The organism is Leisingera sp. (assembly GCF_982940295.1).
In genome coordinates this window covers 174,116-192,629 of the sequence record NZ_CEYXRG010000003.1, presented here as the reverse complement: position 1 = coordinate 192,629, position 18,514 = coordinate 174,116, and the positions used below count along the sequence as shown (strand labels likewise).

Genomic DNA, 18,514 nt, shown 5'->3' with positions numbered 1-18,514 from the left:
CGCGCCCATGGTTCCCGAAGAACGGCTGGAACAGATCCTGCAGCGGTTTCAGTATCTTGAAGCCGCGATGGCGGATGGCGCCGGGGGCGGGGATATTGCGGCGCTGGCCAAGGAGTATTCCGATCTGCGCCCCGTGGCGGAGCAGGTCACGGCCTACCGTAAGCTGCTGAGCGATCTGGAAGAGGCTGAGCTGATGCTGGCGGACCCGGATATGAAGGATCTTGCGGCGGAGGAGATCCCGGCGCTGAAGGCGGCGATCCCTGAGGCCGAGCACGCTTTGCAGCTGGCCTTGCTGCCCAAGGATGCGGCTGACAGCCGTCCGGCGATGCTGGAAATACGCCCCGGTACGGGGGGCGATGAGGCGGCGCTGTTTGCGGGTGACCTTTTGCGCATGTACCAGCGCTATGCCGAAGGGCAGGGCTGGAAGTTCGACATCATCGAGGAACAGGCGACCGAGCTGGGCGGCATCAAGGAGGTGGTAGCCCATATCAAGGGCGAGGATGTCTTTGCCCGGCTGAAGTATGAATCCGGCGTGCACCGGGTGCAGCGGGTGCCGGCGACCGAAAGCGGCGGGCGCATCCATACCTCAGCGGCGACGGTGGCCGTGCTGCCGGAAGCTGAGGACGTGGATATCCATATTGATGCCAATGACATTCGCATCGACACCATGCGGGCCTCGGGCGCGGGCGGGCAGCATGTGAACACCACCGACTCGGCGGTGCGGATCACCCACCTGCCGAGCGGGATTGTAGTGACAAGCTCGGAAAAGTCCCAGCACCGCAACCGCGAGATTGCCATGCAGGTGCTGAAAACGCGGCTCTATGACATGGAGCGGCAGCGGATCGACAGCGAACGCTCGGCGGACCGGGCGAGCCAGGTGGGCTCGGGCGACCGCTCGGAGCGGATCCGCACCTACAACTTCCCGCAGGGCAGGATGACCGATCACCGTATCAATCTGACGCTTTACAAGCTGGATCAGGTGATGGGCGGCGATCTGGATGAGGTTATCGACGCGCTGACAGCGGACAATCAGGCGCGGCTCTTGGCCGAGATGGGGCAGTAGGCATGGCAGAGACGGCGGCACAGGCGATGGCGGCAGCAACGGCGCGGCTGCGGGCGGCAGGGGTTCAGGACCCGGCGCGGGATGCGCGGGTATTGCTGGCCCATGCGGCCCGGATCGAGGCCAGCCGGGTCACGCTGATCGCGCCGGAGGAGCTGGCGCCGGAAGTGGCCGAACGCTATGAGCAGCTGATTGCGCTGCGGGCCGTGCGTGTGCCTGTCTCGCATCTGATCGGCGAACGGGAGTTTTATGGCCGCCGCTTTAAGGTTTCGCGCGATGTGCTGGACCCGCGGCCCGAGACCGAGATCCTGATCGAGGCGGCGCTGGCGGAGCCCTATAGCCGGGTCTTGGATCTCGGCGTCGGCTCCGGCTGCATTCTGGTGACGCTGCTGGCGGAACGGCAGGAGGCGACCGGGCTGGGTGTGGACATCAGCGAGGCTGCCTGCCTGCAGGCCAGTGCGAATGCGGTGCTGCACCGGGTCCAGGCGCGGGCTGATATCCAGCAATCGGACTGGTTCGAGGGGGTCGAGGGGCAGTTCGACCTTATCGTTTCCAACCCGCCTTATATTGCGCTGGACGAGATGGAAGACCTGTCGGCAGAGGTGCGCGGGCATGAGCCGGGTATTGCGCTGACCGATGGCGGCGACGGGCTGGGAGCATACCGGCAGATTGCGGCTCAGGTGGGGGAACACCTGGCGCCGGGCGGCAGGGTGCTGCTGGAAATAGGCCCAACGCAGGGGCAGGCTGTCAGCGCGCTGCTGGAAACGGCGGGGCTGAGCGGCATTGCCGTGCTGCAGGATCTGGACGGCCGCGACCGGGTGGTGCGGGCGCATTCCAGCATGAAGAGCAGCATTTGACGCGGAAATTCGCGATTTCGAAAGAAAAAACTCAGAAAATACTATTGTGCCCCTTGTCTGGGGCTCCGTAAAATGGTTACTCAGAGGGAGCCGCTTGAGGAGAAAGCTTTGCAAGCCTTCCCGCGGCATCAAGCCCAAAAAAGCTGATGATCCGGCGCTGAGGCGCGCACGAATGGGTCTACGGCGCATTAACTCAAGGCTGACGTTAGGCAGATGAGATCGTCCAAATCACGTTCACGTTCCAAGTCGAACCGGAACCGTCCCAATGGCGCCAATGTTGTCAACCGCGTGTTTGACAGCTCCGGTCCCGAAGGCAAGGTGCGCGGAACGCCGCAGCAGATCATCGACAAATACAATCAGCTGGCCCGCGATGCGCAGCTGAGCAATGATCGGGTTGCCGCGGAGAATTTCCAGCAGCACGCAGAGCATTATCTGCGCATGCTGAACGAGGCACAGCGCGAAATCGAGGCGCGCCGCGAAGAGCAGGAGCGGCAGAACCGCGAACGCCAGGCCGAGCGCGACCGTGAGCGGGCCGAACGCCTGGAGCGCCAGGAGCGTGAAGCTGCGGCGGCTGCTCCGGCAGCGGATCCGGCTGGCTCGCCGCAGCCTGAGGTGATCGACCCGCGCGGCGAAAACGGCAATGGCGCGGACAGCGGTCTGGTGGAAACCCCGGAAAGCCAGTCTGCACCTGCGGACACTCCGGCTGAGGCTGCACCGAAAAAGGCCCCAGCCCGCAAGCCGCGGACACGCAAGCCCGCGCCCAAGGCCGAAGATGCGGCACCGGCTGGAGACGGCGGCGATGCGGAAGCCAAGCCCGCGCCGAAGAAAACCACCCGCTCGCGCGCGAAGCCCAAACCCAAGACCGAAGACGGTCCGGCGGAAGCGGCTGAATAAGCGGTGCAGAACCAAATTTGATAGAAGTCCCCCGGTGCCGATGCCCCGGGGGATTTTTCCTTTCGGGAGGCGTTTTGTTAGCAGCAGCTAACGCTGACGTCGGACGCGGCCTTTACCTGACGCTACCAGTAATCGGGGTTGTTCAAGGCTTCGATACAGGCCGAAGGGCCGCGCAACGGGGCAAGCTCTTCGCCGTTGAGGGGCTGCGCCAGCCATCCTTCCGGGAAATTCAGGGACAGCGGGGCGGCGGCCTGCGCTTCGGTAATCTGGCGGAAGCCAACCCTGCTGTAATAGCCGGGTTCGCCATAGGTGACGGCAACGTCGACGCCCTGTTTACGGATCTCGTCCAGCCCATGCCTAAGCAGCGCCTGACCGGTGCCCTGCCTTTGCCGGCTGGTTGAAACGGCAACCGGCGACAGGATGAACACCGTGCGGCTGTCCTGATCGTAACGCAGACGAGAATAGATGATGCAGCCGATAAGCGTATGGCCGTCCCAAGCCGAATAGACGAAAAAGTCCTGTTCCGGCGTTTTGGCGAAGATATCGCGGACGAGGCCCGCGATCAGATCGCCTTCGGCGTCCCCCTCCGAAGCGGCGAAAACCGCCCGGAAAAGGCTGATGATTTCAGATGTATGGCCGCGGTATTCTGATGAAAACTCCATCCGCTGCTCCTGTGCCTGTTGGCTGGCTGGTGCACGCAGCATAGGGCAGCCGGGGGGCGGGCCGTCAAGCGCCGGGCTGGCTGCATCGCCAGGCAGTCAAGCTTTGTGGCCCAGCACCCGCAGGTAGCGGCGTACTGCTTCGGGGAAACCCAGCATCAGCGCATCGGCGGTGAGGGCGTGTCCGATGGACACCTCGGCCAGATCAGGAATGGCCTGGCGCAGGGCGGGCAGGTTGTCCACGGTCAGGTCGTGGCCTGCGTTCATCATCAGCGCAGGGCTGCTGCCCTCTGCGCCAAGCTGGCGGGCGGCGTCCGCGGTGGCCTTGATCCCGGCCAGTTCCTGCTGAATGGCGTCAGGCGCGGTCTGGTTGGCGTAAGGCCCGGTGTAGAATTCGATCCGGTCTGCGCCAGCCTGCTGCGCCAGCGCCGGCTCAGCCGGATTGGCGTCCACGAAATAGGAAACCCGGATGCCCGCGGCCTTGAACTCCTCAGCTATGGGCATAAGCATTTCGCCATCGGCGGCAAAGTCCCAGCCGTGATCAGAGGTGGATTGTTCGGGAGTGTCGGGTACCAGCGTCACCTGATGCGGTTTGTTTTCCAGCACCAGGTCAATGAAATGGCGGGTCGGGTAGCCCTCGATGTTGAACTCCGCCTGCGGGAATTCATCGGCGATCAGGCGGGCGAGGTCCGGCAGGTCGGAAAACCGGATATGCCGCTCATCCGGGCGCGGATGCACAGTGATGCCATGGGCACCGGCCTGCAGGATGGCGCGGGCGATGTCGATCAGGTTGGGCCAGGGCACCTCGCGCCGGTTACGCAGGTAGGCAACAGCATTGACGTTCACGGACAGCAAGGTCGGGCGGGGCGTAACCGGTTGGGTCATCGGGAAATCAGGCTCCGGCAAAGAAATCGGGGAAGAAGGCTCAGGCCTTGGCCAGCTCGCGGGCCAGCGCGCAGAAGGCCTCAAGGCTCACCTGTTCTGCACGCTCGGTCGGCGGGATACCGGCGGCGGTCAGATGCGCCTCTATATCGGGAGAGATGCCCTTCAATGAGGCGCGCAGCATTTTGCGGCGCTGGTTGAAGGCGGCGGCGACAACACGCGACAGGATCGCGGCATCGGCCGGGAAGCGCGGTTCCGGCAGGGCGTCCAGATGCACCACAGCGCTGGAGACCTTGGGCGGCGGGGTGAAGGCGCCGGGCGGCAGCGACAGCACGATGCGGGCATCGGCACGCCACTGGGCCAGGATCGCCAAGCGGCCATAGGCCTTGGAGCCGGGCTGCGCCACGATGCGCTCAGCCACCTCGCGCTGGAACATCAGGGTGAGGCTTTGCCAGAACGGCGGCCATTCCTTGGGCGTGAGCCAGCGCACCAGCAGTTCGGTGCCGACGTTATAGGGCAGGTTGGCGGCGATGCGGATCGGGGGCGTCAGGTGTTCGAGCGGGTCGATCTCCAACGCGTCGCCGTTGATCACCTCAAAGCGGCCTGGGTAGGCGACGGCGATCTCCTGCAACGCGGGCAGACAGCGGCTGTCCTTCTCCACCGCCAGCACCCGGCGGGCGCCCTCGGCAAGCAGCCCGCGGGTCAGGCCGCCGGGGCCGGGACCGATCTCCAGCACGTCGCAGCCGGTGAGGTCGCCTGCCTGGCGGGCGATCTTGGCGGTCAGGTTCAGGTCCAGGAGGAAGTTCTGGCCCAGCGATTTGCGGGCGGACAGCTGATGCTTTGCGATCACTTCGCGCAGAGGGGGGAGGGAGTCGATGGCGCTCATGTCATCTGTACCTTGGGACATGGCGCGGGCCGTGCGCCAGAATTTTCATGCCTCCGGCGGGGATATTTCCCGCCAGAAGAAGAATCAAGTGCTGGCGGCCATGGCTTGCGCCAGCTTCAGGGCCTCGATCAGGCTGGAGGGGTTGGCCCGGCCGGTGCCCGCGATGTCAAAAGCGGTGCCGTGATCGGGTGAGGTGCGGATGAAAGGCAGGCCCAGCGTCACGTTGACGCCGCGGTCGAAGTCCAGCGTCTTGATCGGGATCAGTGCCTGGTCGTGATACATGCAGACTGCCGCGTCATACCGGGCGCGGGCGGCGGCATGGAACATCGTGTCGGCGGGGTGCGGGCCGGTGATGTCCAGCCCCTCCTTCTGCATTTCGCCGATCAGGCCGTTGATCCAGTCCAGTTCCTCAGATCCCATGGCGCCGCCTTCGCCCGCGTGCGGGTTCAGTCCCGCGACCGCGATGCGGGGGGAGTTGATGCCGAATTGATCGCGCAGCCCGGCGGCGGTGATCTCAACGGTTTCGCGCAGCAGGCCCGGGGTCAGCACCTTTGGCACGTCGGCAAGCGCGATGTGGATGGTGGCGGGCACCACACGCAATTGCTCGCTGGCCAGCATCATCACCACGCGGTCCCGGCCCGCCAGCGCCGCGAGGAATTCGGTATGGCCGGGGTAGGCAAAGCCTGCGCCGTCGATCAGCGCCTTCTTGTGGATGGGGGCGGTACAGATGGCAGAGGCTTCCCCCTGCTGGACCAGCCGCACGGCGGTCTCAACGGATTGGACCACTCCGGCGGCGTTGGCCGGGTCGGCTGTGCCCTTGGCCGCGCTGCCGCCGAAGGGGAGGGACAGCACTGGAAAGTGGTCGGCGCAGACTGCCGCAGCCTCTGCCGGGGCGGCGATTTCCTGAACGGGGGTGCCTGCGGGAAGGTGGCGCGGGTCGCCGATCCAGAAGAACGGGCAGGCGGCGCGCAGGGCGTCCCAGGCCTTGACGGCAATTTCCGGGCCGATGCCTGCTGGCTCGCCGCAGCTCAGTGCAATGGGCCCGGGCCGGCTCATTTGATGTCGATCCGCGCATCCGCGCGCAGCTGTTCCAGATAGCTGTCGACCAGAGAGGTCATCCGCTGTGCCACGAGCGCATTGGCTACGGTTTCACGGTTGGCGCCTTCACCGAGGTCGGCGGTGCGGCCGCAGAGCATCAGCACCATCAGGGTCTGGCCGTTGTTGCGGGTCAGTGCGGTGGAGGTTTCACCCGGGTCCAGCTTGGCCAGTTCCAGTGCGACATCGCTGGGGATCACAGAGGGCGGCAGGCTTTCAACCGCCAGAACAGATGGATCCTGCCCTTGCGCAAGACCATAGAAGTCTTGGCAGGTGTCGACGCTGTTCACCACACGCTGCGCGGCGGCCAGGGTCTCGGGTGTGCGCCCGCCGGGCAGGAAATAGGTGGCATATTCAATCGCGGTGTAGCGCGGGGCAGCGCCTTCCACCTCTCGCAGGCCGCGCATCTGGAACAGCGCCACGGCGCCCTGCAGCGGCAGCGGCTCGGAGATTTCACCGGGCTGCAGCGCCAGCACAACCTCCTGCAGCTGCGGCGGCAGCTTGGTCAGCGGCATCCAAGGCAGGCGGCCGCCGTCGCTGCGGCTGCCGGCGGCTGAATACTGGGCGGCAGCGGCGGAGAAACTGTCATAGCCCTTGAGCTGGGCGACCTGCTCCACCAGTTCCTCGACCTGGGCGGCGTTCTGGTCGTTGACCGGCACGATGAATTCGCTCAGCAGCACCTGGACACTGCCACTGCCCGCCGTGCCCATGGCGCGGTCGATCTCTTCCGGCGTGGGGCGGGCGCGGGACAGAAAGCGGGCGCGGGTGTACTCGCGCCAGCCGAGCCCGACCTTGGTGAAATCGCGCAGTGTCTGCGGCGAAACACCCTGCTGCTGCAACGCGGTGACGAAGTCGTTGAGCGACAGGTTGGCGCGTCCTGCCAGTTCTTCCATGCCCGCAGTGATGTCTTCGTCGCTGAGTTCGATCCCTGCTTGTTCCAGCACATCCAGTTTGAGACGGTCGTTGATCAGTTCTTCGCGGGCGGTTTCCAGCGGATCGCCCGGCACTCGCAGTGCGGCCTGGAAGCGGGCGCGCTGTTCCAGCTCATACCGGGTGATGACTTGATCATTCACGGTGACCGCCGGGGCAAAGAGGTTCTGTGCGCCCGCGGGCAGGCCGCTCCAGGCCAGCCCTGCTGCCAGCGCCAGCGCGGCGGCAGTTTTGAGAGCACGGGAAAGGAAAGGAGCCGGGAACCGGGTATTCACGTCTTGCTGCATGACCGCCTGTACTGTTTGCTGCCGCTTTTTACGGAAAATCCGCTCAGCGAGATGGTAAAGCCGAAATCCGTTGTCGGCTCAACACTTGTTGTTGAGGTATAGCGGCGGTTGACCGAAAGGTCGACCGTCACACATTCATTGCTGTACGCCACGCCAAGGCCCGCGCGGGTAGCTTGGGCACCGGCTATGTCATAGCGCAGCCGGGCACTGGCGGACCAGTTGGGGTTGATGTCATAGCGTCCGTCAACCCACAGTTCGGAGCTTTCCTCGGCCCGGTCTTCCTCCGGGTCGGTGCCGAGCCACAGATAGGTGCCGGAGAGGCTGGAGCGGCTGGTGTGCCATTCGCCGCGGAATTCGGCCTTGGAGAAGTTCAGCGAACCATTGAGCAGGCCGCGGGTTGAGATGGCCAGGCTGTCGCCGTATTTGATCTGGCCCGCCAGTAGGATATCCGATGTGGTGCCGCCCAGGCCGGAGCTTTTTGTGAACCGGCCGTCGGCGTCGCTGCGCAGTACCTGGCCCGCAGTGGCATAGGCCTGCCAGCCGGTGGGCGCATAGCGGGCCCAGTTGGCGCCGTAGACAAGGGTCAGCCCGTCTTCGCGGGCATCGGTCGAGGGGAAGCGCGACAGCGACAGAAGGTTGCCCTGGTCGAATTCGACAAAGCGGCTTTCCTCGCTGACCACGTTGCCGCCGCCCTCGTCACGCCATCCCAGCTGCAGGATCGGCTCCAGGTACTGGCTGGCCCCGCTGGCTTCGCGGCGGATCATCGGCAGGCGCAGGGTCAGCGCACTGCGCGGGGTGAGGCGGGTGACCTCGTCGGTGAAGAAGGCGTCGTCGTAGGCGCGGAAAGCATCGCCGGCGGCGCCGATTTCCCATTCCGCGAGGACACCGTTGCCCAAACGCCAGCTGCGGCGCCAGTCGATATCGGCGCTGAGCCGGGACAGGTCTCGGCCGTTGCTGTCGGTGGCGGTGCCTTCAATGCTGGAGCTGCGGTGGTGGCCGTGGCCCTGCAGCGTCAGCCGCAGTTCACCGCCAGTGAGGGCCGGGAAATAGCGGGTCTGGTAGAAGGCTTCTGCGATGCCGGAGGGGATATCGCTTTGCTCTTCGCTCTCGCGCAGTGTTTTGTAGTGGGTGAGCGAGGTGCGGAACAGGCTGTCGCGCTTGGACCGGGTCAGGACCGCCTCGGACCGCAAACGGTCCAGATCAGGCAAGCCGTAGTCGGCGACGTAGGCGTCGTCCGAGACCGCCTTGACGTCGAAGGTAAAGCGGAAGTCGCGCGGCAGGTCGAACTGGCCATCGCCAAAGATGTACCCGCGGTCCTCCCCGGAGAACAGGTCGTCTCGCGTGTAGGCAGCGTTGAACTCGATCCTGCCGCGGCGGAACGCCTGGCGGTAGCGCACATCCAGCGTCTGGGTGCTGGAAGAGATATAGGGGGCCAGTGTCAGATCGCGGTGCGGGCCGAGAGTGAAGAAATACGGCACCTTAACCCCGGTCCCGAGGTTCGAGGTCGAGCGCACAGACGGCACCAGAAACCCGCTGGCGCGCTCCAGCGAGGGATCCGGCAGGCGGATCGCTGGGAAATAGAATACCGGCACATCCAGCACCCTGAGCTGGGCGCTCTCGAAATAGAGCTGGCGTTCCTGCTGGTCGTGGATGACCCGCTCGGCCCGGATCTGCCACAGCGGCGGGCGGCCGTCGTCGCAGACGTGGCAGGAGGTAACAGCGGTCTTGTACAGCTGCGTATAGCGGCCGCTGACCCGGGTCATTTGCAGCGAGGCCAGCTGCAGCTGCTGCTGGAAGACCATGCGGGCTCCGGTCAGCAGGCCGTTGCGCAGGTCGCGGTCCAGCTCGGCGGCGTTGGCCAGGATGGTGATGTCGCCATCCTGGTCGATGCGGATCGGGCCTTCGATCTGCAGGGTGCCGGTGCTCTGGTCAAAGGTGATTTTGCGGGCGCGCAGCCGGATATTGCCCTGGAACGCCTCGACGTTGCCCTCAGCCACCAACGTGCGGTCCGGAGTGATGAAGACCTGATCGGCCACCAGCATCGCGGGCTGCGCCGGATCAGGGGGCGTTGCTGTCTGCGCCTGCAGGTCAGGGGCTGTCAGCGCCAGCCAGGGCAGCACGGCGGAAAGAAGCAGCGCCCGGCGCAGGTTACCCGTCTTCGGCATGGAGAAGCAGTCCCAAGGTCAACAATATTGCAGCGGCAGGCGGCGCCCAAGCGGCCAGCGCCACCGGAATTTGCCCGTTCTCGCCAAGGATTTGCGCGAAATTGCGGATAAAATAAAGCCCGAATCCCAACAGCACCGCCATCAGAACCGCCAGGCCGGTGCCACCGAAGCGGGCGTGCCGCATCGTGAAGGACGCGCCGACCAGCACCATGGCGATCAGGAACAGCGGCCGGGCCAGTTCCGCCTGATACCGGACCTCATAGCGTTTGGTGGTGAAGCCCGCGGCGGAGAGTTCGCGGATCGTGGCGGGCAGGTCGTAGATCGAAATACCGCTGGAAGTGCCCAGCGTGTCACGGATGCGGTCGGTGGTCAGCGTGGTCGGCAGCTGCAGTTCGTCATGCGCAGCGGCACCGGATTCCGGGTTGATGCCAGCGGCAAGCGGCCAGGATTTGGCGTTGAACAGAACCCAGTTGCTGCCATCCAGCCGGGCACTTTCGGCAATGATGCGGCGCACCGGGCCCCCGGCGTTGGTATAGGCGTGGATAGACACGTCATGCAGGGTGATGTCGGCGGCATCGCCGCTGTATCCTTTTGCATGGATGACCGACTGTCCGCGGGCGCCGCCCTGTCGCAGCCACAGGCCCTCGCCGCTGAGCGACAGCGCCGAGGGTCCGCCATTGTGGTAGGTCTCAGCCAGATCCTGATAGCGGTTGGCAGTGGCTGCCGCGATGGGGTTCAGCATGGTGACCGCCAGTCCGCCGATCGCGGCTGCCGCCAGCACCGGCGCCGCCAGTGCCCGGATGCCGGAGCGGCCAATGGCGCGGGTCACCACCAGCTCGCTGCTGCGGGCGAGGCCGACAAACAGCACAATGGTGGTAAGGATCATGATCAGCGGCAGGAACTCGCTGAGCGCGGCCGGGATGTTCAGCAGGCTGAGGCCAACCAGCTGCGGCAGGCCGAGCTCTGCGCCTTCGAAGCGGCGGATCTGCTCGTTCAGGTCGATCAGCACCACCAGCGTCATCAGAACCGCGCAGATCACCAAGAACCATTGCAGGAAGCGGCGCGCGTAATAAAGATCCAGCTTCATGCGGGGGCCTCCTGCCGGATGCGCTTGGGGCGGGACGCCAGGATCAGGAAGACCAGCGCCACCGCGATCCCCAGAAAGGTCGGCAGGTAGATCAGCGGCCACAGGCTGGGGTTATCCAATACAGGCTCCGACACCACCCCGCGCAGGCCCTCGACAAAGATCAGCACGACAAAGGCCAGGAAGGCCTGACGCCAGACGCCGAAGCGGGAGAAGGTGCCCAGCATCAGGGTTGAAAACCCGATCAGCGCCACCGCCACGCAGACCAGCGCGCGGGCAAAGCGCAGGTGCAGCTCCTCCGCCTGGGCGCCTGCGGAATAGCCATCGGTGCGGGCGATGGCCTCTGTGCCGGTCATCAGCTCAAGGCTTGGGATGGCACGGATGTTGCGGGCCGGGTTCTCAGCTTGCCGCGCTAGAGTGCTGATATCGTAAGAGAAATCCGAAAAGAACGTGGTCGACATCCGCTGCGTCGTGTGGTCCAGCCGCTGCGCCATGCCTTCCACCATGATCAGATGCGCGCTGCTCTCGTCACGCACCAGAAAGGCGCGGGCGCCGGTGTAGGTCACGGTCAGTTCCGGGTCACGGCGGTCCGACAGGAAGACATCGTTCAGGGTGCCGTCCGGGTCGATCTGGCGGATGTAAAAGGTGACCCCGTCCGCCGGGTGCAGGAAGTCGCCCTCGCTCAGCAGCTTGGCGGTGATATTTCGGGAGACCTCGCTTTCGCGCACCTCGAGCTGGCTGATCGAGGCAGGCAGCAGGTAGTGGGTCAGTGCTGACATCATCAATGCGGTGATGATGCCAAAGGCCAGGGCGGGCCGCGCCATCTGCCAGGGACTGGTGCCAGTGGCGCGCAGCACGGTCAGCTCGCTCTCGCTGTTAAGCCGGTTGGTGACCCAGACCGAGGCGCCAAAGGCGGCAATCGGAAGCACCATGCGGATCAGGTTCGGCAGGGTCAGGGCGGTGAATTCCAGAAACACCAGCGCAGATTGGCCGTTGCCGATCAGCCGGTCGAACAGCACCACGGCCCGGTTGACCCAGAACACGGCAACCAGAATCAGGGCAAAGAAGCCGAAGAAGAGCAGATACTGTGACAGCACATATCTGTCGTAGCGTGACACCCGATCCCCCCAGATCTTGCCATTGTTATTTTGCCGGACCTTAGTGGATTTGCGTGGCGGGGAAAACTGCATTCTCGCCGGGCGTCAGGATCGGCGGCGGATTGCGGACCAGCGGACCGCACGGCCGGGTCTGGCCAAGCGCCGCTGCGCAGGATACCTCTTGAGCCAACAATCAGATTACACCAGCAGGAGTTCGCGAAAAATGAGCAGTCTTACCCCGATCCGTTTTGCCGAATACGATCCCAAGGCGCTGGCAGAGATGACCGGCCGCGTGGCGGTGATGGTCACGCCTGAGGGCAGCATGGATCAGGCGGCGCGCAGCGCCAACCGGCTGAGCAAAGGCGCCATTGCCCGGCTGATCGAGTCCGAGGGGTTCAAGAAGGCCAAGAACGGCGACGTGATCTCTGTGAGCTGGCCTGCGGGGATGCAGGCGGAAGCGCTGGACGTGCTGGTGCTGCCGCGCAAGCTGACGCCGGTGGAGGCGCGCAAGGCAGGCGCCAATCTGGCCAAGGGAGCCGCAGGCAAGCGTCTGACGGTAATGGCCGGCGGCATGAACAAGGCTGCCGACCTGACCCAGGGGATCGCGCTGCGGGGCTATGAGTTTGACAACCACAAGTCGCCGAAAGACGACAAGCCTGAAGGCGAGGTGGTGATTGCCTGCAAGGCGCCGGCGGATGTGGAAGCCGCTTCTGCACCGCTTCTGGCGGTCGCCGAGGGCGTGCACATGACCCGCGATCTGATCAATGAACCGGCCAATGTGCTGACCACTACGGAGTTCGCCCGCCGTATCGAGGAGATGAAAGAGATCGGCCTGGAGGTCGAGATTCTGGAAGAGGCGGACCTGGAAAAGCTGGGCATGCGCACGCTCTTGAGCGTCGGGCAAGGCTCCGACAGCCCCTCCAAGGTGGCTGTGATGCAGTGGAAGGGCGGTGCAGACGATGCCGCGCCGCTGGCGCTGGTCGGCAAGGGCGTGGTGTTCGACACCGGCGGCATCTCCCTGAAGCCCGCCGGCGGCATGGAAGAGATGACCATGGACATGGGCGGCGCAGGCGTGGTGACCGGCACCATGAAAGCGCTGGCCCTGCGCAAGGCCAAGGCCAATGTTGTCGGTCTGGTGGGTTTGGTGGAAAACATGCCGTCGGGCAATGCCACCCGTCCGGGCGACGTGGTAAAGTCTATGAAGGGCGACACGGTGGAGATCATCAACACCGACGCCGAAGGCCGTTTGGTGCTGTGCGATGTGCTTTGGTACGCGCAGGAACAGTTCAAACCGGCGGGAGTGATTGATCTCGCGACGCTGACCGGCGCCATCATCATCGGCCTGGGGCATGAGAATGCCGGTGTGTTTTCCAATGACGATGATCTGTGCAATGCCTTTTTGAAAGCAGCCAGCGCTGAGGATGAGGGCGCCTGGCGGATGCCCTTGGGCAAGGCCTATGACGACCAGCTGAAGTCGCGTATCGCTGACATGAAGAACGTGGGCGGCCGGCCCGCAGGGTCGATTACCGCGGCGCAGTTCCTGCAGCGGTTCATCAAGGACGATATGCCGTGGATCCATCTGGACATTGCGGGCGTGGCCTCGGTCAAATCGGACACGTCTTATGCGCCCAAAGGGGCCACAGGCTGGGGCGTGATGGCTCTGAACCGGCTGGTCGCGGATAAGTTCGAGGCGGAATAAACACAGATGGGGGCTGCCTATTTCTATCATCTGACCCGCAGGCCGCTGGAAGAGACCCTTCCGGTGCTTCTGGACAAGGCGCGCGGGGCGGGCTGGCGCATTGCGGTGCGCGGGCGCGACCCCGAGCGCATGGCCTGGCTGGATGACCGTCTGTGGCTGGGGCCGGAGGAGAGCTTTCTGGCCCATGGCCTGGCGGGCGGCCCACATGATGCGTTGCAGCCGGTTCTGCTGACCGCGGGACCGGAGGCGGCCAACGCCCCTGATTGCGTAATGGCGGTGGATGGAGCCGCCGTCAGCGCCGAAGAAGTGCAGGCGCTGAGCCGCGTCTGCATCCTGTTCGACGGCACCGACCCGGAGGCCGTCCAGCATGCCCGCTCCCAATGGAAAAGCCTGACGGACGCCGGTTGCTCCGCCCAGTACTGGTCCGAAGAAAGCGGGCGCTGGGAAAAGAAGGCCGAAAAATAGGCCGCCCCGCCCAAGCGATCGGCGGGATTCCGCCAGTTTTGTTCAGTTTTATTTCATTTGTGCAGGAAATACTCGCGTGATCGCGGGTGGCACAGTAATCCTCCCGGTCAAAAGTACCAGAACACTGGGGGGACAGATGACTTTCAAGCGTGTGTTTCTGCGGCCGCGGCTGCTGCCTGTTGTTGGGGCGGCGCTGCTTGTGCTGGCAAATTGCGGCGGCCCTCAGGGCGGGTCCGTAAGCCGGACCGAAGTTGATGTCGAGCGCCTGGATTTTGCGGTTCAGGAAGTGAAGTCCCTGCGGTCCAAGGGCAAGCGTGTCTGGTGCGTTCCATTTGCGCGCAACGCCAGCGGCATCGAGATTTACGGCAATGCCAAGACCTGGTGGTCACAGGCCAAGGGTCAATTCAGCCGCGGAAAGCAACCGCAGACCGGTGCAGTGATGGCCTTTCAGGCAACCCGCTCCAACCCGCTGGGCCATGTCGCGGTAGTGTCCAAGGTCGAAGATTCCCGCAGGATCGAGGTTAACCACGCGAATTGGCACCGCAACAAGGTCTCGCTGGGAATGGCAGTCATTGATGTGTCGGCCGCCAATGACTGGTCCGCCGTGCGGCTGGAAAGCAACCCAGGCGCTTTCGGGCGGGTTTACCCCATCCTCGGTTTCATCTCGGCGGATCCTGACGCCGGATGAGGCAAGGGGCGGACTGCTGTCAGCTGTTCTGAATGCCGCCGCGTTGGATCATGCGGCCGGAAATTTTCTCAAAGGCTTTTCGCCACAGGGTTTCGAGTTCCGGAGTGAAGTCCTCTTCCAGCGCGTTGCGCAGGGAATCCACCAGTGCTTCCTCCATCGGTGCAAAGTGAGAGACATGAACCCCCAGGCTTGCGTGCCTTTTGCCGAGCTCCTGGAAATGCGGATCGACCGCTGTTTCATCGTCAAGCTTGGCAAGAATGACGCCCAGCGTTGTCATGAATTTCATGCCTTGGCCTTCGAGGTCTTCCCGAAAGAGCTGCCGCAGCTCAGGCGCGTGACGGAACAATGCGTCGTAGAAGAACGCGGGGTCCCTGACGGCCTCGTCTTTCAGCTTGCTGTAACTATTTCTCAGTTGTACCAGTTCTTCTTCTGTCACGGGGATATCTTGCTCCTTTCTGGTGCCGAAGTTCCCCTCCAGCTTAGAAGCTAAGCAGCCGGAATTCCTTGATCCGGCTCAATAACCCGAATTGCGGGGCTGGACTGTCTGCTGCGGCTACCGCGTCAGGACCAGGGCGCCGTTGCGGATCTCGATGCTGGACCAGCGCTGGAGATAGCCCATTCCAAGCAGCGATTGATCCAGCGCCCCCTGGTTGACCCAAACCCGCACGCCGGTGTCGGTAATGCCCCCCAGGGACATTTCATCAATCCAGACTGAGGCGGTGCGCACCTCGCCATTTGCGGTTTGCGCCCGGCCGAGATAGGCGAGGTTTTCCGTATCGATTCCGGCGCGCCGGGCGTCTCGCTCATTCAAAACGACCTGGCTGGCGCCAGTGTCCACCAGAAACTCAATGGCAGCGCCGTTCACATCCAGGGTCAGGTAATAGTGCCCGTCCGGTGCGCGCGGCACCTCGACACGGCCGGCATCCACCGCAACGTTCTGCTGGGGGCGCACAGTCTGGCGGATGTCATGCCACAGCCCGTAAGAGGCGATCACGCCAAGGAAAATGAAGCCCCAGACGGCAAACATCTGCAGTGTCTTGCCAAGGCTTTGGCGGTTCTGCACGAAAACCCAGGACCCCACTGCCACCAGCAGGATCGCCAGATAGATGAACCGCCCGATCTCATAGTCGCCCATTCGCGCACCTCCTGAACAGAATGTAGGCGGTCCAGGGCGGTATGCTAGGCGGCAAAGCCGAAGGCGCGCAGCCCGTCGAGCACAAATTGCACCGACAGCGCCGCCAGCAGCATCCCCAGGAGACGGGTGACGACCGTGATGCCGGTCTTACCCAGCAGCCGTTCGAAGAGGCCGGAAAACAGGCACATCACCAGAAGGATCGCCAGCACCGCCAGCACCGTGCCCATGACCATCGCAAAGCCGGTGAAGCCGGGCTGCTGGCCGGTCAGAAGGATCACCGTGGCGATCGAGCCGGGTCCGGCCATCAGCGGGATCGCCAGCGGAAAGACCGACGGGTCGTCGAAGTCATCCTCTTCGCTGCGGTCCTCGCGGCGTTTGTTGCGGCGTTCGAACAGCATGTCCAGCGCCGTCAGGAACAACAGCACGCCGCCGGCAATGCGGAAAGCGGGCATGGAAATGCCGATGAAACCCAGCACCGCTTCTCCCAGCGCGGCAAACAGCGCCAGCAGGATCGCTGCGACGATCGTGGCACGGATCGCAATGGTGCGCCGCTGCGACGTGGACATGCCCTGGGTCAGGGCCAGGAATACCGGGGTCAGGCCGATCGGGTCGACGATGACGAACAGGGTGACGAATGAAGTGATCAGGAATGCGGTGTCGATCATTGCGCTTCGGCCTGCTCCAGTTTCTCCAGTGCGTCCATCCACAGGCCCTCAGCCCGCTCCAGCGCCTCGATGCATTCAGCGTGCTTTTTCTGCCAGACCGCCATATCCGACGCTTTTCCCGGTTCGTACAGGCTAGGGTCGGCAAGCTTTTCGTCAAGCTTTTCACGCATTTCGCTGAGCTTTTCCACCCGCGCCTCGGACTTTCGAACGTCTGCGCGCAGTGCGATCAGAACATCGCGGGGGGCGCGTTTGGGCTTGGCGGGCTTTGACGTATCGGTCTTTGCTGCCGGTTTCTCCCGCGCCAGCAGCAGCGTGCGGTAGCTTTCCAGGTCGCCATCATAGGGTTTCACGGTGCCCTCCGAGACCAGCCAAAGCCGGTCCGCCACGAGGCTCAGCAGGTGCATATCGTGGCTGACCAGGATGACCGCGCCGGAATAGGCCGTCAGCGCCTCCACCAGCGCCTCGCGGCTTTCGATGTCCAGGTGGTTGGTCGGCTCGTCGAGGATCAGCATATGCGGCGCGTCGATAGTGGCGATAAGCAGGCTGAGCCGCGCCTTCTGGCCGCCGGACAGCCGCCCGACCTCGGTTTCCGCCTGCGCAGCGCCAAGGCCGAACCCTGCCAGCCGCGCACGCCACTTTGCGGGCGCCTCATCCGGGCGCAGGCGGCGCAGGTGGTCGAGCGGGGTTTCATCGACGTAAAGCTCATCCACCTGATGCTGGGCGAAATAGCCGATGCGCAGTTTGGAGGACCGGGTCATCTTGCCTGCCATCAGCGCAAGCCGGTCCGCCAGCAGTTTCGACAGCGTCGACTTGCCCTGGCCGTTCTTGCCCAGCAGCGCGATGCGGTCGTCCTGGTCGATGCGCAGGTTCAGCCGTTTCAGGATTTCCGTGTCGCCATAGCCGGTGACGCCGCCCTCGATATGGATGATCGGCGGGGACATCTCCTCCGGCTCGGGGAAGGTGAATGCGCGCAGGGCGGCCTCCTGCGGCGTGGTGATCGGCTTAATCTTGGCGATCATCTTGAGCCGCGACTGGGCCTGAACCGCCTTGGACGCCTTGTAGCGGAACCGGTCGACAAAGCTTTGCAGATGGGCGCGGCGGGCTTCCTGCTTCTTGGCCTCAGCCGCGGCAACCGCCAGACGCGCCGTGCGGGTTTCGGCGAACGTATCGTAGTTGCCCTGGTAAAGTGTGAGCTTCCTGTCCTCCAGGTGCAGGATCGAGCCCACCGCCCGGTTCAGCAGTCCGCGGTCGTGGCTGACGATCAACACCGTGTGCGGGTATTTCGCCAGGTAGCTTTCCAGCCAAAGCGCGCCCTCAAGGTCGAGATAGTTGGTCGGCTCGTCCAGCAGCAGCAGGTCAGGCTGCGCAAACAGCACCGCCGCCAGCGCCACCCGCATCCGCCAGCCGCCGGAAAAGTCGGAGCAGGGGCGTTTCTGGTCGGCGTCGTCAAAGCCCAGGCCCTTGAGGATCGAGGCAGCGCGCGCCTCCGCCGACCAGGCGTCGATGTCCGACAAACGGGTCTGGATCTCGGCGATCCGCGCAGGGTCGGTGGCGCTGTCAGCTTCGGCCAGCAGGGCGGCCCGTTCGGTATCGGCGGCCAGCACCGTGTCGGTCAGCGAGACATTGGAGGAGGGCACCTCCTGCGCGACACCGCCGATGCGGGCCTTGGAAGGCAGGGAAATGCTGCCGCCCTCCAGCGCCAGTTCGCCCCGGATCAGCCGGAAAAGCGTGGTCTTGCCGGTGCCGTTGCGCCCGACCAGGCCAACCTTGTGGCCGGTGGGAATGGTGGCAGAGGCACTGTCGATCAGCGGGCGGCCTTCGACCGAATAGGTGATGTCCTGAATGCGTAACATGATCAGCGGTGTGGCGCAGGTGCCGGAGGCTGTCAATCGGCCTGCCGCCTTCCTCTTGCCGAAAATACCCCCGCTGGAGGCACGCGCGCCTGCGCGCGGTCTGAAAACGTCTT

18 protein-coding genes are annotated in these 18,514 nt (G+C 64.3%); 6 read left to right on the top strand and 12 right to left on the bottom strand.

Annotated features, from left to right (window positions below):
• Window positions 1-7 precede the first annotated feature (7 nt).
• The 3 genes from prfA (at window position 8) to AC4HIX_RS04240 (ending at window position 2,811) form a co-directional block, all read left to right on the top strand.
• Window positions 8-1,063, top strand: a complete 1,056-nt coding sequence (gene prfA, locus AC4HIX_RS04250; protein WP_475052586.1) for a peptide chain release factor 1 — start codon at window positions 8-10, stop codon at window positions 1,061-1,063.
• A 2-nt stretch (window positions 1,064-1,065) separates the two neighbouring features.
• Window positions 1,066-1,917 (top strand): peptide chain release factor N(5)-glutamine methyltransferase, encoded by an 852-nt coding sequence (prmC, locus tag AC4HIX_RS04245; protein WP_475052585.1) that lies wholly within the window; start codon window positions 1,066-1,068, stop codon window positions 1,915-1,917.
• Between the two features lie 213 nt (window positions 1,918-2,130).
• A complete protein-coding gene (locus AC4HIX_RS04240) occupies window positions 2,131-2,811 on the top strand; it encodes a DUF4167 domain-containing protein (RefSeq protein ID WP_490398013.1) in 681 nt (226 codons plus the stop codon).
• A 122-nt stretch (window positions 2,812-2,933) separates the two neighbouring features.
• On the opposite strand, the gene AC4HIX_RS04235 is transcribed toward AC4HIX_RS04240, so the two are convergent.
• The 8 genes from AC4HIX_RS04235 to lptF form a co-directional block, all read right to left on the bottom strand.
• Window positions 2,934-3,473: a GNAT family N-acetyltransferase gene (locus AC4HIX_RS04235; protein WP_490398012.1), complete on the bottom strand. Its 540-nt coding sequence runs from the start codon at window positions 3,471-3,473 to the stop codon at window positions 2,934-2,936.
• A 96-nt stretch (window positions 3,474-3,569) separates the two neighbouring features.
• On the bottom strand, window positions 3,570-4,355 hold the full coding sequence (locus AC4HIX_RS04230; RefSeq protein WP_490398011.1) for a pyridoxine 5'-phosphate synthase: 786 nt from the start codon (window positions 4,353-4,355) through the stop codon (window positions 3,570-3,572).
• A gap of 40 nt (window positions 4,356-4,395) precedes the next feature.
• Entirely contained in the window at window positions 4,396-5,238 is an 843-nt protein-coding gene (gene rsmA / locus AC4HIX_RS04225; RefSeq protein WP_490398010.1) for a 16S rRNA (adenine(1518)-N(6)/adenine(1519)-N(6))-dimethyltransferase RsmA, read from the bottom strand.
• Window positions 5,239-5,322: 84 nt separating this feature from the next.
• Window positions 5,323-6,294: a 4-hydroxythreonine-4-phosphate dehydrogenase PdxA gene (pdxA, locus tag AC4HIX_RS04220; RefSeq protein ID WP_490398009.1), complete on the bottom strand. Its 972-nt coding sequence runs from the start codon at window positions 6,292-6,294 to the stop codon at window positions 5,323-5,325.
• Window positions 6,291-7,550, bottom strand: coding sequence for a peptidylprolyl isomerase (locus AC4HIX_RS04215; protein WP_490398008.1), 1,260 nt, complete (start codon window positions 7,548-7,550; stop codon window positions 6,291-6,293). The genes pdxA and AC4HIX_RS04215 overlap by 4 nt, the downstream gene beginning before the upstream one ends.
• Window positions 7,535-9,715 (bottom strand): LPS-assembly protein LptD, encoded by a 2,181-nt coding sequence (locus tag AC4HIX_RS04210; RefSeq protein ID WP_490398007.1) that lies wholly within the window; start codon window positions 9,713-9,715, stop codon window positions 7,535-7,537. Before AC4HIX_RS04210 ends, AC4HIX_RS04215 begins: the two co-directional genes overlap by 16 nt.
• Entirely contained in the window at window positions 9,699-10,802 is a 1,104-nt protein-coding gene (lptG, locus tag AC4HIX_RS04205; RefSeq protein WP_475052571.1) for an LPS export ABC transporter permease LptG, read from the bottom strand. The genes AC4HIX_RS04210 and lptG overlap by 17 nt, the downstream gene beginning before the upstream one ends.
• On the bottom strand, window positions 10,799-11,917 hold the full coding sequence (lptF, locus tag AC4HIX_RS04200) for an LPS export ABC transporter permease LptF (RefSeq protein WP_490398006.1): 1,119 nt from the start codon (window positions 11,915-11,917) through the stop codon (window positions 10,799-10,801). Before lptF ends, lptG begins: the two co-directional genes overlap by 4 nt.
• A 202-nt stretch (window positions 11,918-12,119) precedes the next feature.
• Here lptF and AC4HIX_RS04195 point away from each other — a divergent pair, with 202 nt between their 5' ends.
• From AC4HIX_RS04195 to AC4HIX_RS04185, 3 genes are all read left to right on the top strand, one after another.
• Window positions 12,120-13,595: a leucyl aminopeptidase gene (locus tag AC4HIX_RS04195; protein ID WP_490398005.1), complete on the top strand. Its 1,476-nt coding sequence runs from the start codon at window positions 12,120-12,122 to the stop codon at window positions 13,593-13,595.
• A 6-nt stretch (window positions 13,596-13,601) separates the two neighbouring features.
• On the top strand, window positions 13,602-14,060 hold the full coding sequence (locus tag AC4HIX_RS04190) for a DNA polymerase III subunit chi (RefSeq protein ID WP_490398004.1): 459 nt from the start codon (window positions 13,602-13,604) through the stop codon (window positions 14,058-14,060).
• 136 nt (window positions 14,061-14,196) lie between these two features.
• On the top strand, window positions 14,197-14,748 hold the full coding sequence (locus AC4HIX_RS04185) for a CHAP domain-containing protein (protein WP_490398003.1): 552 nt from the start codon (window positions 14,197-14,199) through the stop codon (window positions 14,746-14,748).
• A 19-nt stretch (window positions 14,749-14,767) separates the two neighbouring features.
• Here the strand turns inward: AC4HIX_RS04185 and AC4HIX_RS04180 are convergent, their stop codons facing one another.
• The 4 genes from AC4HIX_RS04180 to AC4HIX_RS04165 all read right to left on the bottom strand — a co-directional run bounded on the left by AC4HIX_RS04180 (window position 14,768) and on the right by AC4HIX_RS04165 (window position 18,401).
• On the bottom strand, window positions 14,768-15,184 hold the full coding sequence (locus AC4HIX_RS04180; protein ID WP_490398002.1) for a globin domain-containing protein: 417 nt from the start codon (window positions 15,182-15,184) through the stop codon (window positions 14,768-14,770).
• Window positions 15,185-15,301: 117 nt separating this feature from the next.
• Window positions 15,302-15,883, bottom strand: coding sequence for a retropepsin-like aspartic protease family protein (locus tag AC4HIX_RS04175; RefSeq protein WP_475052562.1), 582 nt, complete (start codon window positions 15,881-15,883; stop codon window positions 15,302-15,304).
• 44 nt (window positions 15,884-15,927) lie between these two features.
• Entirely contained in the window at window positions 15,928-16,548 is a 621-nt protein-coding gene (locus AC4HIX_RS04170; protein ID WP_475052561.1) for a MarC family protein, read from the bottom strand.
• Window positions 16,545-18,401 carry an ABC-F family ATP-binding cassette domain-containing protein gene (locus tag AC4HIX_RS04165; RefSeq protein ID WP_490398095.1) on the bottom strand — a complete coding sequence of 619 codons (1,857 nt, stop codon included), beginning with the start codon at window positions 18,399-18,401 and terminating at the stop codon, window positions 16,545-16,547. The genes AC4HIX_RS04170 and AC4HIX_RS04165 overlap by 4 nt, the downstream gene beginning before the upstream one ends.
• Window positions 18,402-18,514: the final 113 nt, after the last annotated feature.